This window comes from Acidobacteriota bacterium (genome assembly GCA_034211275.1).
Lineage (GTDB): Bacteria > Acidobacteriota > Thermoanaerobaculia > Multivoradales > JAHZIX01 > JAGQSE01.
The window spans coordinates 1-17177 of sequence record JAXHTF010000013.1 but is presented as its reverse complement, the minus strand read 5'-3'; the positions used below and the strand labels follow the sequence as shown (position 1 = coordinate 17177).

General features: G+C 66.4%; 13 protein-coding genes. 3 read left to right on the top strand and 10 right to left on the bottom strand.

Features of this window, described 5'->3' with window-relative positions:
• Window positions 1–19: 19 nt before the first annotated feature.
• The gene (locus SX243_04315; protein MDY7092178.1) at window positions 20–2026 is read right to left on the bottom strand and encodes a protein-L-isoaspartate(D-aspartate) O-methyltransferase; all 2007 of its coding nucleotides are present in this window, start codon (window positions 2024–2026) and stop codon (window positions 20–22) included.
• 351 nt (window positions 2027–2377) lie between these two features.
• Between SX243_04315 and SX243_04310 the strand changes: the two genes are divergently transcribed.
• Together SX243_04310 and SX243_04305 are read left to right on the top strand one after the other, a co-directional pair.
• A complete protein-coding gene (locus SX243_04310; protein ID MDY7092177.1) occupies window positions 2378–2656 on the top strand; it encodes a hypothetical protein in 279 nt (92 codons plus the stop codon).
• Between the two features lie 193 nt (window positions 2657–2849).
• Window positions 2850–5693 carry an HAD-IC family P-type ATPase gene (locus SX243_04305; protein ID MDY7092176.1) on the top strand — a complete coding sequence of 948 codons (2844 nt, stop codon included), beginning with the start codon at window positions 2850–2852 and terminating at the stop codon, window positions 5691–5693.
• 113 nt (window positions 5694–5806) lie between these two features.
• On the opposite strand, the gene SX243_04300 is transcribed toward SX243_04305, so the two are convergent.
• From SX243_04300 to SX243_04275, 6 genes are all read right to left on the bottom strand, one after another.
• Entirely contained in the window at window positions 5807–6136 is a 330-nt protein-coding gene (locus SX243_04300; GenBank protein ID MDY7092175.1) for a toxin-antitoxin system HicB family antitoxin, read from the bottom strand.
• A gap of 329 nt (window positions 6137–6465) precedes the next feature.
• Window positions 6466–7164, bottom strand: coding sequence for a DUF6794 domain-containing protein (locus tag SX243_04295; protein MDY7092174.1), 699 nt, complete (start codon window positions 7162–7164; stop codon window positions 6466–6468).
• A 25-nt stretch (window positions 7165–7189) separates the two neighbouring features.
• Window positions 7190–10102: a hypothetical protein gene (locus SX243_04290; protein ID MDY7092173.1), complete on the bottom strand. Its 2913-nt coding sequence runs from the start codon at window positions 10100–10102 to the stop codon at window positions 7190–7192.
• Window positions 10103–10330: 228 nt separating this feature from the next.
• The gene (locus SX243_04285; GenBank protein ID MDY7092172.1) at window positions 10331–10999 is read right to left on the bottom strand and encodes a hypothetical protein; all 669 of its coding nucleotides are present in this window, start codon (window positions 10997–10999) and stop codon (window positions 10331–10333) included.
• A gap of 72 nt (window positions 11000–11071) precedes the next feature.
• Window positions 11072–11635, bottom strand: a complete 564-nt coding sequence (locus tag SX243_04280) for a matrixin family metalloprotease (GenBank protein MDY7092171.1) — start codon at window positions 11633–11635, stop codon at window positions 11072–11074.
• Window positions 11636–11864: 229 nt separating this feature from the next.
• Window positions 11865–12254 (bottom strand): hypothetical protein, encoded by a 390-nt coding sequence (locus tag SX243_04275; protein MDY7092170.1) that lies wholly within the window; start codon window positions 12252–12254, stop codon window positions 11865–11867.
• Window positions 12255–12452: 198 nt separating this feature from the next.
• Between SX243_04275 and SX243_04270 the strand changes: the two genes are divergently transcribed.
• Entirely contained in the window at window positions 12453–14402 is a 1950-nt protein-coding gene (locus tag SX243_04270) for a heavy metal translocating P-type ATPase (GenBank protein ID MDY7092169.1), read from the top strand.
• On the opposite strand, the gene SX243_04265 is transcribed toward SX243_04270, so the two are convergent.
• From SX243_04265 to SX243_04255, 3 genes are all read right to left on the bottom strand, one after another.
• Window positions 14385–15347 carry a cation diffusion facilitator family transporter gene (locus SX243_04265; protein MDY7092168.1) on the bottom strand — a complete coding sequence of 321 codons (963 nt, stop codon included), beginning with the start codon at window positions 15345–15347 and terminating at the stop codon, window positions 14385–14387. The two genes, SX243_04270 and SX243_04265, sit on opposite strands and share 18 nt — an antisense overlap.
• Before the next feature lie 43 nt (window positions 15348–15390).
• Entirely contained in the window at window positions 15391–16689 is a 1299-nt protein-coding gene (locus SX243_04260) for an acetyl-CoA hydrolase/transferase C-terminal domain-containing protein (GenBank protein ID MDY7092167.1), read from the bottom strand.
• Window positions 16686–17177: alanine dehydrogenase (locus tag SX243_04255; protein MDY7092166.1), on the bottom strand; the 492-nt coding region annotated here is incomplete at its 5' end. The genes SX243_04255 and SX243_04260, both read right to left, overlap by 4 nt.

The window sequence follows — 17177 nt, the reverse complement described above, 5'->3', positions numbered from 1 at the left end:
CTGGGGGGAGCCCCTTTTCTTAGAGACCGAAGGGGTAGGTGTCCGGCAGGCCCGCCACCTCGTGGCTTTCCAGCGGGCGGAGGGCTTGGGTCTCGTCGAACCAGACGTATTCGTCGAACTGGCGCGGCAGGTGAGCGGCGAAGTAGTGGCTTGCCAGCTCGGTCTCCGGCCGGTAGATGACGCCGATGGCGCGTTCCAGGAGAGGCTCCATCAGCCGCCGGCGCAGCTCTCCCTCGGGCCGCAGGGGGAGCAGGAAGCGGGGGACGCCGGAGTCGTGGCACAGCCGTTCGTAGCTGCGCTCCAGGGACGGCTGCACCTGCTTGATCTCCAATTCGCCTCCCCAGTCACTGGCCGCCGCCACCGTCCCCTGGTGGGTGCCGAAGCCAACGTTGTAGACCTCGGCACCGAAGCGCTGCCGGCAGAGTTGCCCGAGGTTGTGCTCGCCGCGCACTCCCATCTCCGTCGCCCGGGCGTCGCCCAGGTGCGAATTGTGGGCCCAGACCACCGCCTTCGCATCCGGCCCGCGAGCTTCCAGGACGCGCTCCAGGGTTTCCATCATGTGGCTGTCCCGCAAATTCCAGGACTTCGGCCCGCCGTAGTACATGATCCGGTAGTAGCGCTCGGCGTTGGCGATGAGGTGCGCATTCTGCACCGCATCGAGGTAGCGCTCGCCGTCCTCCGGGATGTAGCGCAGGCGCTGCCCCAGAAGCGTTTGGAGCATGGTCACCACCTCCTGCTCGCAGGAGCGGTAGCTGTGGGTCAAGGTCGCGTAGCCATAGGTCGACGGATCCGACTCCCAGGGCGTCAGGCAGCCGTAGCGCCGACGGGCGATGGCGGCGACCTCCGGATCCACTTCGTCCAGATACCCCAGCACCGCTCCAATGGAAGTGTGCAGGCTATAGAGGTCCAGGCCGTAAAAGCCCACCCGCCGCTCCCGGGGAACCTCGGCGTTGTGCTGCCGCAGCCAATCCACCAGCTCCCGGAATTCGTGGTTGCGCCACATCCAGGTGGGGAAGCGGGTGAAGGCGATCCAATCCGGCGGCGAATGTTCCAGGTCGCGGACGTAGTGATCAATGCGCGCGGCGTCGGGCCAATCCGCCTCCGCCGCCACGATGGTGAAGCCCTTCTTCTCCACCAGCTCGCGGGTAATGCGGGCGCGCAGGCGGTAGAACTCGCTGGTACCGTGGCTGGCCTCCCCCAGCAGCACCAGCCGGGCATCGCCGATGCGCTCGAGCAACGCGTCCAGATCGGCTTCGGCGATCTCGCCGAAGGGCTCTCCGTGACGCGCCACCAGCTGCGGCAGGGGGATGGCCTCGGGCCCCGCCGGAGCAGTCTCCGCCGCCTCGCGAGCGGGGCGCTCGCCGCCCTCTCCCCATCCCTCGGCCCCTACCAGCGGCACGAATCCTACCGGCAGAAGCTCTTCCTCACGGTAGTGATCTTCGCTGAGGCGGGTCACGCAGACCAATTGTTGAGCCCGCGGTGTCGGCCCCACGGGGATCACCAACCGCCCGCCGACGGCGAGCTGCTGGCGCAAAGACCGGGGCACTTCCGGCCCTCCGGCGGCGACCACGATGCCTTGGTAGGGAGCGTGCTCCGGCCAACCCCGACTGCCGTCCCCGTGCAGCACATGGATGTTGCGATAGCCCAGGCGCCACAGCCGCTCGGTGGCGCTTTCGGCCAGGTTGGCGTAGCGCTCCACCGTGTAGACCTCGCTGGCGATCTCTGCCAGCACCGCGGCGGCATAGCCCGAACCCGTACCGATCTCCAGCACCCGATCTTCGGGCTCGAGCTCCAGGCACTGGGCCATGTAGGCGACGATGAAGGGTTGGGAAATGGTCTGGTCGGACTCGATGGGCAGGGGAGTGTCCTGGTAGGCAAATTCCTCCAGCCCTTCCCGCAGGAAGAGCTCCCGCGGCACTCTCTCCATCGCCTCGAGAACTCGGGGGTCGCGCACGCCGCGGGCGGCGATCTGCTCCCGGACCATTCGCTGCCGCAACTCCGCCTTGGATTCTATTGCTCGGGTCATGATCTACCTCCCGGCCACGGGCAGGAGCTTCCGACCACCGGCAGTCCGGCAGCGAAGACTGCCTTCCCGCGAACCCAACTCTTTTCTTCCATCTATCAAGATAGTGAATCCCCGGGGGAACCGACAAACCACCAGCGGGCTGCCCGCCGCCGTCTGAAAGGGCGGCCCCTCAACCCACCCCGCAAAGCGGAGCCCCCTACCCCGAGAGTCGTGGCACGGAGCGTGGCATCTGCCGTACTCTGAAGTTGGGCGGGGCACTGAGACGCCGGGAAAGCCAATCCGGCAAGAACAAGCCCGGCAGTGCCCCAAGGCAAAAGGCCAAGCCCCATAGATTCGAAGGAGGGCTAAACCATGACCACCGCCACCATGAAGAACAAGGTCTCCGATCTGGAAACCGCGCGCCAAAAGGTCGCCCAGATGCGCGATGAGCTGAAGCTCAAGATGCACCTGGCCAGCATGGACGCTCGGGACGAATGGAACGAGCTGGAAGGCAAGTGGTCCCATTTCGAGGCCAAGGCCAAGACTGTGCAGGACGAAGGTGAAGAGGTTGCAGAACAAGTCTGGACCGAGGTCAAGCAGCTCGGCAAGACCCTGCGCGAAGGCTACGAGAAGCTGCGCAAGACGCTCTGAACCCATCGCCTTCTGACCTCCAGCCGCGCGCCGGAACCGAGGATAGAATCTCCTAAGACTCTCCGGCGCGCTATCCGCCCCGCCAGCCCTCGTCGGCGCCTTCGGCAGCAACCGTAGGCACCGGTGAGGGCTTCCTCCATTCCGCGGGCGGCTGCTCCGGATTCTTCACAACCTCCGGACCGCCCCGCGTGTGATGCCCCTCCAGAACCAGCCCCAGCCCCTCGGCCGGCCAGAACCCGACCCCCGGCTTCGGCGCCACCGCGGCCGGCCGGCGGAGCCAGCAGGTGTCGAAGCTCAGGAACCCTGGCACGCACTGCCGGCCCCGGAGGTCGTGCAGCGGCTCGAATCGTCGGAAGCCGGGCTGAGCGCCGAGGAAGCCGCTCGCCGCCTTCAGCGCTGGGGCCCCAACACCCTCGCCATCGCTCCACCGATCTCCCCATGGAAGATTCTCGTCGCCCAAACCAAGAGCCTGGTGGTGGGCCTGCTCTTCGGCGCCGCCGTCCTCGCCCTGGCGGCCGGGGACATCGTGGAGAGCGTGTCCATCTTCGTGGTGCTGCTGGTCAACGTGGCCCTGGGCTTCTTCACCGAGCTCGGCGCCCGGCAAGCCATGGAAGGCCTGCGCAAGCTGCAGGTGCCCACGGCCCGGGTGCGGCGGGACGGCCAGGAGCTGACGGTGCCGGCGGCGGAGCTGGTCCCCGGCGACCTGCTGGTGCTGGAGGAAGGAGCCGCCGTAGCGGCGGACGCCCGACTACTGCAGGCCGCCGACCTGCGCACTCTGGAAGCTCCTCTCACCGGCGAACCGTATCCGGTGAGCAAGCAAGCTGAGGCCGTGGAAGCCGCCACCCTCCTCGCCGATCGCACCTCCATGGTCTATCAGGGAACGTTGGTGGCCCGCGGCCACGGGCTGGCAGTGGTCACCGGCACTGGTGCCGCCACCGAGGTCGGGACCATCACGGACCTGGTGCGCAAGACCGAGGTGGAAAAGACTCCGCTGGAACAGCGACTCGACGCCCTGGGCCGGCGCATGATCTGGCTGACCCTTTCCCTGGCGGCGGTGGTAGCCGTGGTCGGCATCGCGCGGGGAGGCAGCTGGTGGTTGATGGTGGAGACCGGCCTCGCTCTGGCCATCGCTGCCGTCCCCGAGGGTCTGCCGGTGGTGGCCACCATCACCCTCGCCGTCGGCATGCACCGCATGGCCCGTCGCCGGGCGCTGGTGCGCAGGCTTCCCGCCGTCGAGACCCTGGGCTCAGCCACCGTCGTCTGCACCGACAAGACCGGCACCCTCACCGCCGGGGAAATGACCGTCACCCGTCTGGTCACCGCCGAGGACGAGGTCGAGATCACCGGCGCGGGCTACGCTGCGGCGGGAGAGCTGCAGCGAAACGGCCAGGCGCTGGAAGACCCGACGACGGTACCGGGCTTGGAAGAGGCATTGTGCGCGGCGGTCCTGGCCAACCGCGCCCGGGTGGATGCAGAGGGGGTGGTGCATGGAGACCCCACGGAAGCGGCGCTGCTGATCGCCGCGAGAAAGGCCGGTGTGGACCGGGCTGACCTGTTGTCTATATTCCCGGAAACCGGAGAGCTCCCGTTCTCCAGCGAGCGCATGCTCATGGCCACCTTCCACCACCGGGAAGCCCAGGAGGCCCAGGGGGCCCAGGAGGCCCAGGAGGCCCAGGAGGCCAGAACGCTGGTGTGTGTGAAGGGAGCCCCCGGTCGGGTGCTCGATCTCTGTGGCCGTCAGCTCACCGCCGCCGGCGAGCAGCTCCTCGAGCCCGAGGAAAGGCAACGACTCCTGGACGCCAACGAGGCCCTGGCCACCGAAGGACTGCGAGTCCTGGCCCTGGCCCAGCGCCGTTTGCCGGCGGGCTCGCCGCCCCCGAGCCAACCGGTCCACGACGCAGCGGTTGAGAAGGAAGTTCTCCAAGACCTCACATTCCTGGCCCTGGCGGCGATCAGCGACCCGCCCGCCGACGGCGTCGCCGACACCATCCGCCTGCTCCACGAAGCCGGTGTCCGCACCGTCATGCTCACCGGCGACCAGCGAGCCACCGCCACCGCCGTCGCCGAGCAGCTGGGACTGCTGGGGCCGGACGACGAGCTCTTGGGCGGCTCCGATCTCACCGGCCTCTCCGCCGCCGAGCTCGCCCGCCGCTTACCGAGGATCGGGGCCTTCAGCCGGGTCAGCCCGGCGGACAAGCTGAGCATCGTCGACGCCTTCCACGAACGGGGAGAAATCGTCGCCATGCTCGGCGACGGGGTCAACGACGCTCCCGCGCTCAAGAAAGCGGATATCGGCGTCGCCATGGGCGGTCGCGGCACCGATGCCGCCAAGGACGCCGCCTCGGTAGTCCTCGCCGACGACCGCTTTCAAACCATCGCGGCGGCGGTGGAAGAGGGCCGGGTGATCTTCGACAACATCCGCAAATTCATCTTCTACCTCTTCTCCTGCAACCTGGCGGAGGTCCTGGTGCTGCTGCTCAGCGTCCTCGGCGGTCTACCCCTCCCGCTGCTGCCGCTGCAAATCCTCTGGCTCAACCTGGTCACCGACGTCTTCCCGGCCCTCGCCCTCGGCCTGGAACCAGCAGAGCCCGACGTCATGGGCCGCCCGCCCCGAGATCCCCAAGCGGAGATTCTTTCCCGCCGCTTCCTGCTCCAGGTTTTGACCTACGGCCTGCTGCTCACCGCCGTACCCCTGATCACCTTCCAGTGGGCCCTCCACATCTGGAGCCTGGAGCTGGCCCATGCCCGCACCATCGCGTTCATGACCCTCGCCCTGACCCAACTCTTCCACGTCTTCAACGCCCGCAGCCCCCGCGCGGTGCTGTTCAATCGCCGGCTGTTCCAGAACCCCTGGGCCTGGGGCGCCATCGCCCTCACCATCGGCCTCCAGCTCGCCGTCCTCTACCTTCCTCCCCTGCGCCAGATCTTCGACACCACTCCCTTAGGGCCCCAGGAATGGGCCTTGGTCCTCATCGCTTCCTTGTTGCCGTTGATTCTCGGACAGGGGGCGAAGGGGCTGCGGCGGCGGTCAGACTGAAGAGCTGAACGGCTTCTTCAGCCCACCGGCCAGTAGATTCTCTTCAGGCGAACCAGGCCGGCTACGGCCGGGTCGAGTCCCTCGTAGCGCTCGACCTGACCCGCGTGAGTCGACTATCGGTTGAGCTTGGCGCTGGCTAGTCGGTTGAGGCTCACCCCGGCTTCTGCTGCCTCGATTGCGAGCCTGCGGTGAGTGTCGGGTGGAACTCGAATCATGAACCGACCGCTGAACCGCTTGAGGGCGAGGGGCTCCGGGACAGACTCTCTCGAGGCTTCAAGATCCTTGACGACGTCGGAAACCAGGCTGCGGATACCGGTGAGCGCCTCCTCCGGCGATTCCGCCAGCCAGCTCAAGCTGGGGAACTCGGCGCAGAGCCCGAGGTGCTCCTCGTCCTCCTCCGACCAGGTCACCCTATAGGTGTAGTGATCCGAGCTGGTACTCATTGTTCACGCTCCAACTTCCTGATGGCTCGAAGAACCTGTCGTACCTGGTAGGCCTTGGCACGACCCTTGTGATTCTGAATATTCACTCGAGGATCTCCAGGCCAGGGCGTTTTGTAAATACGATGGCTACCCTTACTCTGGCGAGCTTCACCGAAGAATTCATCGCACACCCTACACAGGTCCCGAAAGCGAACGTCCTTGGGGTTGCGGCGCATCGCTTCCACGAGATCCGCAACTCTAGCTTTCGGGCTCATAGTATCACTATTGACATCATTGGTATCTTCTAGACCTACTCGCGGCGAACCTCGGGTGAAGCGGTCCTCCAAGCTTCAGCCGTCCCCCGGAGCCTCTACCTCTTCACCAAATTGGCGTAGCGTCTCCTCCGAGGCCGGGCTCCAGCCTTGGTTGTGCTCGTACTCCCAAAGGCGACCATCCTCGCATTCGAAGACGTGGTAGACGATCCACGGCTCCGGCGGCCGTTGAGCTTCCCAGGACCCAACTTCTTCTGCCGGCTCGTCATCCCCCGGACAGACGAATTCCTCCTCCGGCGGGAGGTGCGCCGCCCAAAACTCCTGGTAGTAGCGGATCTGTTCTTCGAGCCGGATGGGCTCGCCCCGCAGGCGCCGATAGTAGGAGGCGACGAGAATCCCGGACATGTCGTCCGGATGGAAGATGCCAAGCTCGTTGAAATGTTCCGCCAAGGGACCACCGCCCCACAGGCCCCAGTTGTTGCGCATCCATCGGCCGAGGCTGAGGTGGTACCACTTGGCGTCCTTGGCGGTACCGCAGGCCAGGGACCGCTTGAAATCCTCCGAGAGCATCCGATCCATCTCGGCGAGGGCCTCCTCGACGCTGGCTGGAATCAGAAGACCTTCTTCCTGGCCCGGGTCCGGCGTGCGGTCCAGCTCCATCTTCCCTTCGTAGGGCACCGTCACCCCGACACACTCCGGATTGGGCCCTTGAGTGGCGCAGGCGAGGCAGGCCAAGAGCACTACCCCGACCAGAAGCAGCGGCTCCAAGAAGCGCATTGGTGCCTCCTTACGATCCCGCCCCTCAAGGACACGTCGCAAAGGCCTCCGTATCCTGGATCGGCTGGAAGGGCGTGCGCAGGGGGTTGGAGTAAGTCTGAGTGTCGCCGGTCTGGGTGTCGGTGATGGTGAGGTCCACCTCGACGTTGGTCAGACCGCCGGCGAAGACCCAATAGTGATTGTTGACGCCGCAGCCACGGAGCACCTTGACCACCAGCTCCACGTTGTCCTCCTCGAAGAAAAAGAAATAGCCGGTGTCGGAGGTGAGCTTGATGGCCTGGCCGTTCCCCTCCTGGCCCTGGGGCGTGCGGAAGGAGACCTGGACCTCGAAGCGATCCTCGTTGAGGGTCAAGGAGGTGCCCATGGGCTCCGGCAGGGGCAGGAGCTCGGCTAGCGCCAGGAGGGCGGTGGGGTCGTTGGCGGTGCAGGAGCGGAAGGCGCCGGTGTCCTGGATCGGCTGGAAGGCCGTACGCTGGGGGTTGTCGTAGATCTGCACCCGGCCGGAGAAGGAGTCGACGACCCGCAGCTGGGTCTTGACGTTGGTCAAACCGCCGGCGAAGGCCCAGAAATGCTGGTTGACGCCGCAGCCGCGGAGCATCTTCACCACCAGCTCCACATTGCTCTCGTTGAAGAAGAAGAAATAGCCCGTGTCGTTGGTCAACGGCACCGCCAAGCCCGGGCCGAACTCATTCCTCGGAGTCTGCCAGTCGACCCCGAGCTTGAAGCGGTCCTGGTTGAGGCAGAGCAGCGGCCCGACGGAGCACGGGGCGGCGGCCAGGGTGGCGGCGTCGAGAAGGGTCGCGCCGGAGCGCAGCTCGGTGCGGCCGGCAACGGTACTCGCTTGCACGCCACTACGCTGCGCCAGGTTCTGGCTGCCCAGACGAGCATTGGAGCCGCTCCAGGCGAAGCCGAGATGAGTGCGGCCGATGGTACCGCCGGGGACTTCCGGGCTGAGGGCCGGCGGCGCCGCCACCAGCTGCCCTTCCACAGGAGCACTGCCAAGACTTTGATTCCCTCCCGAGCTCTTGTCCACGGAAGTGCCGTCGGTGCGGTTCACCACCAGGGCGTTGAGCTCCGCCACCGACTCGCCGGAAGCGCGGATCAACCGATTGACATAGACCTTGTTACCGAAGCCCGTTGGGCCGAAGCGGTTGTTGTTGTAGCGCACGTTGTTGTGGGGTCCGTCGTCCACATCGACGTCGAAGAGGGGCACCCCCTGATTGTTGGCGAAGGTGCAATCCTGGACCACGCCGTCGGCGTCGGACTCCCGCTCCGGCAGGGTCGGCGAAAAGCCCGGGATGGCAAAGAGCGCCGCTCCCCGGCTGTCGCGGATGTCGGAGGTGCCGCCGGGAGTGAGAATGCGATTGTCCGAGAACAAGGTATCGCGCAGCTGGATGGTTGAGCCGCCGAGAAAGATGGCGCCCCCGCGATGAGCCGCGTTGCCGGCAAAGGAGCTACCGGCGATATCCACCAGCGACTCGTTGGAGGCGGCCATCGCACCGCCGCCGCAATTGTCGGTACGGCACTGGGAGTCTAGGAAAAGAGAGTCCCGCGCGGTGAAAGCGGTGAGGCGCAGATTGACGGCGCCACCCAGGCCGTCGCCGCCCTGGTTCAAGCCCTCGCTCTCGCAGTTGGAAAAGATCGTCCCCCGGGCGGTGATCCGGGCGCGATTCTCCTCGACAGTGCCGTCCGGATCGACAGCGGTGGTACCGAAGCGGCGGTTGAGGTCGCCCACAGCGGCAATGCAGCCACCGTTCTGGGACGCCGCCTCGCCGCTGGCGAGCGAGCCATCCACCAGCGAGCCGTCCAGCCGCAGACTCGCCGGCCGCCGATTGAACAGGCCGAATTGAGTGCTCGCGTCGTTGAAATCGGAGGAAGCCAGGAAGATCGCTCCACCGAAGGTCTGGGGCCGATTCTGCGGTTCGGTGAAGTTGCCCTCGAGCACCGAGTCAAAGATCTCCACTTCTGCCCGGTAAGCGTCCAAAGCGCCACCGGATTCGGCACGATTGCCCATCAGCTCGGAGCGGTAGATGCGCACCGTAGCATGGTCTTCCACGTGCACGGCACCGCCGGCGGTGGCCCCCGGGGGCACGCAGCAGGGGTGGTTGGCAGCGCGATTTCCGACGAAGTTGGAATCGAAGATTTGCACCTCCGCCGCCGGGTTCGCCAACGGCTCTCGCCAATCACCGAAGACGTAGATGGCGCCGCCGACCCAACCGGCCTGGTTGTTCTCGAAATGAGTGGTCGCCACCCGCACCTTGGAGTCGAGGATGTAGAGAGCGCCGCCCGGAGCGGTATTGGCATGGCCCGCCAAATTGGTGCGGTTGCCGGTGAAGACACTGTCGTGGATCTCCGCGGTGGAGAACACCACCGACACCGCGCCGCCACGGTTTTGGGCGGAATTTCCGGAGAATTCAGAATCGATGAAGACGACGTCGGCATCGTCGAAGATGAGCACCGCACCGCCGCCGGTGGACGGCGCCTCGGAGCGGCTGTCTTCGAAACGGCAGGAGACGAAGGAGGCCCGCCCCGCCACCACGCTCACCGCCCCGCCCTTCTTCTCCCGATCGGAGAAACCGTTGCGGAAGATCAGATCCTGAAAGAAGATCCGCGGCCGGTTGGAGAGGTTGGTGACCTCCAGGTCGAAGATGATGGAGCTACCCCCGCCGTCAAGCACCACCGTCGCCCCGGCCGCCGCCCGCACCGTCAGCTCAGCCTGGGGATTGCGCAGCCGGAAACCGTTGCCCGGCGCCGCGTAGGTCCCCTGCGCCAACTCGATGATGCCGCCCACAGTTCGCCGTTGGTCCAGCGCCTGTTGCAGCGTCGGGATGTCCTGGGGAACCCGGACGATGCCCTGGGCTTGAGCTTGCGAAGCGAGCTCGGCGCCGAAGAGGATAAGCAAGAGAAACAGGGCAGGGCGAAAAACGGATCGATACATAGTCCAACAGCCTCCTCGTGCTCCCTTGCAGCTGGGGGTGTAGCTCGCCAGGGCGATGCAACATGAATGGTCGTACCGGCCAGTTTATCGCATCGTTGAAAGCCTGGCTGGATCCACAGGAGGAGACAGGGGAGAAGCTGGCAGGGAAGAAGTCGGGCAGAACGAGAAAAGGGCCGAAAGCCCTCGCGGAGAGGACTCTCGGCCCTTGACCAACAGCCTCGGAAGGCCTTAGTGGCGGCTCAGGCTCGGCCCGCTCGGCGCGTCGACGGCGGCGCGGATGGCGGCCTCGAGGCTCGGCAGATCGAGAGGAGCGGCGGTGGGATCGACCTCGAAGAAGGAGGTCTGGATCTCCAGCTGGTCGCCGAGCACGCGGTAACGGCCCGCGGGGTTGACGGTGGCGAAGCCGGAGTTGTTCTTCTCAGAGCTGACGTCGCGCAGGAAGAGCACGTGCTCGGTGCCGATCTCGTAGAGCGGATCGTCGAGGAGCTCGGCCTTCTGACCGTCGATGAAGCCAGCAGTCTGACCGACCTTGATGCGGTCGCCGACGGAGACGTCACCGGAGTAGACCTCCAGAACCTCGATCAGGGACGCGGTGAAGGGCAACTGGGGAACCTGATAGCCCTGGGAGGTCAGGCGGGCGGCGGCTTCCGGACTCTGGTACGGCTGCGGGGTGTAGAGGAAGGTGTCGGTCTGCTCCAGCACCTGGGCACGAACCACGATGTCCGCCTCATCCACCAGCTCCGCCGGGGTCAGGGCGTCGGAATTCCAGATGGCCGGAGAGTGCACGCCGGCCCCCTGAAGGACCGCATCAGGGGTTCCGAGCTGGGTGAAGTAGCCGAGAGCCGCGGAAGCGGCGAAGAGCAAGGCGATACCGAGGAGTACTTTGACATGACGCATGGTTGATGAACCTCTTTCTCGAAAAGTCATTCGAATGTCTTAAACCACAGTTCTTCCATCAGGACGCGGGGATCAGTACCGCGCGTTGATGTTGTTCCGGTCCTGCGTATCGAGGGTGGTCTTGGACTGCACGTAGGGGTACATGATGCTCGAGGTGCTGCTCCGGTGAGCGAGGGAGAAGCAATGTCCCGCTTCGTGCGTGAAGAGGTTCTGGCGCCGGCTCTGGCTGGCACCGTCCATGTCGTTGCGGTCGTTGTAGGCGTAGCAGTAGGCGAGGGACTGATTGAACACCGCCGGATTGCTCAGCCAGCTCTGACCGGAGTTGTTGTAGCAAACCGCCAGGCCGGCCCAGCCACCGGAGAAGAAGTCGGTGATGAAGACGACGTCCCAGCTGCTGGTGGTGTAGTAGAGATACAGATCGGTCTGGTTGGACCAGGTGGACATTGCGTTGACGGCCGGGGTGGTGTAGCTGCCACCGCCACCGGAGGTGTAGCCGGAGTAGGCCCAGCCCAAGGTGCTGGAGGGATGCGTACCGCTGCCCAAGTAGTTGGCGGCCACACCGGTGGCAAAGCCGACGGCGCAGATCAGGGCGACGGCGAACAGCCGGCGGGAGGTGACGAGAGTGGTCCGATGCATAATGGAAGGCTCCTCACAAAAAGAATGAAACGTGTCGCCAGCTCCGGAAGGGAGCGGCGGCCTCCAACGGTACCGGGAGCCAAAGCAGAGCGCTCCGGCTGCAGCCGGCAAGACCCCTGGAATCAACAATTCATCGGCAAGACGCGCGAATAATACCGGCAGTCCCTAAATTGGTCAACATCTTGTTTAGGGATCCGTGGCCCACACCGTTGGAGGCAGCGCGACTCCCTCAGCGCCCGAGCAGAAAGTGCCAGAAGCCGAAGGCCCCGGTCAGCAGACCGGTGACGATGAAGAGCAGGAAGTGGATGTTGAGGGTTTGGGTGAGGAGAGCCACCATGCCGAAGAGGAAGTAGGCTACGCCCACGACCTGCACGGCTTCGAAGGTGATCGGCTGATCCCGGAGAACCCGGATCGCCGCCAGCAGGGTCAGGATCCCGAAGGTGAGCATCGCCACCGAGCCAAGATACCAGGCGACCCGCAGGCCGGCGATGACGTCACCGGCAACACCGCTATCGTGGAGAGCGTGGTGGAAGGGGGGCCAGCCGGCCCAAGCATGGGCAGCACTGGTGACCACCGACAGCGCCCCGGCGACCAGGCCAAGAGTTGCACGAGGGTTCATGGAAACCTCCTTCTCGTCATTGGACGTCAATGATATTCAGGTCTTCTTTTCAACATTGTCGAATCGCGCCGGAAGGCTGTCAAGAGACTCCTCGAAGCTTCCGGCCCGTCCCCGATCCCGCTCTCGATCTTCGATAAGCTGCGCAGAGAGACTCCGCGGGTAACCGTCGAACCGCACCGCCTCCGGGAGAATCCCTCGATGAGCCAAGAGTTCCGCAACTCCCTCCCCACCTGGGTCCACGACCTCCTGGAAGGCCGCGAGCCACGCTGGACTCCGGTGGTCTGTCTGGGTCTGGGCCTGACCGCGTGGTTCGGTGCTCAAGCCGGCTGGGGCTGGCCTCTCCAGGCCCTGGCCTGGGCCGGCTCCTACGCCGCCGGCGGCGCCTACAGCCTGGTGCGGACCGTGCGTAGCCTGGCCCAGCGCAAGCTCGACGTCGACCTACTGATGCTGGTTTCAGCAGCGGGCGCCGCCGCCATCGGCGAACTGGCGGAGGGCGCCATGCTGCTCTTCCTCTTCTCCCTCTCCAACGCTCTCGAATCCAGAGCCCTGCAGCGCACCGCCCGAGCCATCGAGGCGCTGATGGATCTGCGCCCGGAGGAGGCGATTCGGCTCACCGAGAGCGACGAGGAAGAACGAGTCCCGGTGGCCGAGCTGAGCCTCGGGGAGAGGGTCCGGGTGCGCCCCGGCGAACGGATCCCGGTGGACGGCAGCGTCGAGGCCGGCCACACCGCCGTCGACCAGGCCGCTCTGACCGGCGAGTCCATGCCGGTGAGCCGGTCCGCCGGTGAGCCAGTCCTCGCCGGCTCCATCAACGTCGGCGGCACGGTGTCTGTGACGGTCGAAAAGCTGGAGTCGGAGTCGGCCCTGTCGCGAATGATCCACTTGGTGCAGGAAGCACGGGAAGCCAAGGCTCCGACCCAGCGCTTCATCGACCGCTTCGAGCAAGGCTACACCGCCACGGTGCTCTTCGCCGCGACGGTGGCGGTGCTGGCGCCGCTGGCCTTCGGTCAGGCCTTCGAGCCCACCTTCTATCGCGCCATGACCCTGCTGGTGGTGGCCTCTCCCTGTGCTGTGGTGATCTCCACCCCCGCCACGATCCTCGCCGCCCTCGCCCACGCCGCCCGCCGCGGCCTGCTCTTCAAGGGCGGAGCACCCATGGAGGAATTCGCCCATCTGGAGGTGGTGGCCTTCGACAAGACCGGCACCCTCACCCGCGGCCGGCCGGCGGTGACCTCGGTGGTACCGCTGGCGGGCGGCGACGAGCAGCGCGTGCTGGCCCTGGCGGCGGCGGTAGAGCACCTTTCCGAGCACCACCTGGCACAGGCCATCGTGGAGCACGCGGCGGCTCGGCAGATCGCCACCCCGGCGGCCCGCAACCTGCGCAACCACCGCGGCCAGGGAGCGGTGGCGGAGGTCGAGGGGCGGCACGTGGCGGTGGGCCGCCAGGACTTCGCCTTCGACACCGCCGGATTCCGCCCCTCGGCGGAAGACCTGCAGAAGATCGAGGAGCTCGAAGCCGGCGGCAAGACGGTGGTCTTCGTCGCCGGCACTGATTCAACCCATCCCGGCGCCGCCACCGCCACCATCGCCGGAGCCATCGCCATCGAGGATCAAGTACGCCCGGAAGCCGCCGCGGCGCTGGCGGAGCTCAAGCGCCAGGGCGTGCGCCGCACCCTGCTGCTCACCGGCGACAACGAGCAAGTGGCCGAGCGGGTCGCCAAGGAGCTGGGGGTGGACGAGTGGCGGGCCGGCCTGATGCCGGAAGACAAGGTGGCGGCGTTGCGCGAGCTCACCGAAGCCGGCACCCGGGTGGCCATGGTGGGGGACGGGGTCAACGACGCGCCGGCCCTGGCCACCGCCACCGTCGGCATCGCCATGGGCATCGCCGGCACCGACGCCGCCCTCGAAACTGCCGATCTGGTGTTGGTGCGGGACGAGCTCCAGCTCCTCGCCTACGCCTCACGGCTGGCGCGGCGGTCGCTGCGCATCGTGCGCCAGAATCTGGCCTTCGCCTGCGGCGTCATCGCCATCCTGGTGGTGGTGACGCTGGTCCATGGCGTCCCCCTGCCGCTGGGAGTGGTGGGGCACGAAGGCAGCACCCTGCTGGTGGTGCTCAACGGATTGCGGGTGCTACGGCCGCTGCGGTGAACGAGGATCGGCTTCGCCGCTGGCGGCAGACTCCTCCGAATCTTCTTCATGCCACGGGCGCCAGTCCGTTTCGTGCCCTACCGGGGGCTCCACGTGGGTCACGATGTCATCGAGGTCCAGCTCGTCCTTGAGCTTGTCCGCCACCATGTGGCCGATGACGTGGGCTTCGTCCAGCCGTAGGTCGGCCCGCACCTGGACGTGAAGGTCGGCGTGGTTGCCCCCCGCGCCGGTTCGGGTGCGCACCTTGTGCACTCCCTCGACCCCCGGTACCCGCAACGCCACTTCCCGCACCTCGTGGGGCGGCAGCACCGCTGTGTCGGTCAGGCGCTCGGCGCTCCGCCGAACGATGGACAGGGCTGCGTGGGCGATGGCACCGGTGATCACCAAGGCGACCACCACGTCGACCTGGGGATAGCCGAAGTGGGCCGCCCCCAGGCTCGCCAGCACCGCCAGGGAGACGAAGAAATCGCTGCGGGTGTGGGCCGCGTCGGCGGTGAGCAGATCGCTACGCAACTCCTCCCCGCGGCGACGCTCGTAGTAGGAGACGCCGAGGTTGACCACCATGGTCACCACCATCACCACCAACGCCAATGCCGACACCTCCGGCACGGAGTCGTCCCGCAGACGCTCGAAACAGCTGCGCAACACCTCCCAAGCGGTCATCGCCAGCAGACCGCCGATGAGCAGCGCCGCCAGAGTCTCGAACTTCCAATGACCGTAGGGATGGTCCTCGTCGGGAGGCCGGGCGGCCAGAGAGATGCCGATGAGCCCGACCACGTTGGACGCACCGTCGGTCAGGGAGTGGAATCCGTCCGCCACCATGCTGATGCTTTGGATCAGCGCCCCCACCACGAGCTTGGCCAGGGCCACCCCCAAGTTGAGCACCAACACCACCGCCAGGATGACGCGAATGGAACGCAGGCTGGAAGAGGAGTCTCGGCTCATGCCTTGCTTGGTGGTTGGGGGGCGTGGAGAACCGCGATGGAGTTCAGGGAAGAAGCTTGCGCTCTTTGGCGGCGCGCTCCAACTCGTCCCGGAAGTCCGGATGGGCGATGGCGATGAGGGCCTCGGCCCGCTGGCGGAGATTGAGGCCGAAGAGATTGGCCACCCCGTGCTCGGTGACCACATAGTGGACGTCGGCGCGGCTGGTGACCACTCCCGCTCCCGGCTTGAGCATCGGCACGATGCGCGACATCTCCCCGCGGCGGGCGGTGGACGGCAGGGCGATGATGGGCTTGCCGCCCTTGGAACGGGCGGCGGCGCGGATGAAATCCACCTGGCCGCCGAAGCCCGAGTAGATGTAGGAGCCGATGGAGTCCGAGCACACCTGCCCGGTGAGATCCACCTCCAACGCCGAATTCACCGCCACCAGCTTCTCGTTCTGGCTCGCCACCACCGGATCGTTGACGTAATCCACCGGATGGCCTTCGATGAACGGGTTGTTGTTGAGGTAGTCGTAGAGCTCGGCACTGCCCAGGGCGAAGGTGACCACCGCCTTGCCCGGATGGAGATTCTTGCGATTGCCGGTGACCACCCCGCGCTCGATGGCGCGCATGGCGCCGTCGGAGAGCATCTCGGTGTGGATGCCCAGGTCCAGGTTCCCCTCCACCGTGGCGTAGACCGAGTCGGGGATGCCGCCGATGCCCATCTGAACCGTCGAGCCGGGCTCGATGAGGGCCACCACGTGGGCACCGATGGCCCGCTCCAGCTCCGACGGCGGCTTGGGAACGAGCTCCGGCAGCGGCTCCGTGACCTCCACCACCGAATCGACGCGGCTGACGTGGAGGAAGGAATCCCCCAGCACCCGCGGCATCTTCTCGTTCACCTGCACGATCACCGTGCGCGCCGTCTCGCACGCGGCCTTCGAAGCCAGCACCTCCACTCCGAGACTCATGAAGCCGTGCTGATCCGGCGGCGAAACCTGCACCATGGCGACGTCCAGGGGCACGGTGCCGCTACGAAAGAGCCGGGGAATGAGATGGAGAAAGATGGGCACATAATCCGCCCGCCCCTCGTTCACCGCCTTGCGGTCCGAAGGGCCGACGAAGAGGGAATTGTGGCGGAAATGCCCTTCGGTACCGGGCACCGAGAGGGGGTCGTCGCCGAGCAGCAGGACGTGGTTGAGCTGCACGTCCTCGAGCTCCTCCCGGCGGCCGGCGAGGGCGCGCACCAGCGCCTGGGGAATGGCGGCGTTGCCGCCGTAATACACCCGGTCCCCGCTCTTGATGCGGTGCACCGCCTGCTCCGGGGTCTCCAACCGCGCGCGGTAATCATCGAGCCAGCTCATCCTGCGGCCTCCGCGGCGAGGAGGGCGTCGAGATCCGCCGCCACCAGTCCCTGAATTTCCGCTACCAGCCGATGCACCAGCTGCCCGCGGTAGACGTAAACCCCCTGAGCCAAGCCCGAGTCAGCGCTCAGAGCCTCGGGAACCCCCTTTTGGGCCAGAGCCAGCAGGTAGGGCAGGCAGGCGTTGCCCAACGCCCGGGAGGCGGTGCGGGCGACGGTGGAGGTCATGTTGGGAACGCAGTAGTGGATCACGTCGTAGAGCTCGAAAGTGGGATCTGCCAGAGTGGTGGGCCGGCTGGTAGCGACGCAGCCGCCCTGGTCGATGGAGAGGTCGACGATCACCGTGCCGGCCTTCATGGTGCGCACCATATCCTCGGTGACCACCACCTCGGTGCGGCCGCCGGGATTGAGCACCGCCCCCACCACCAAATCGGCGAAGGCAGTGTAGCGCTCCAGACGCCCCATGCCCGCTAGCTTGGTCACCACCCG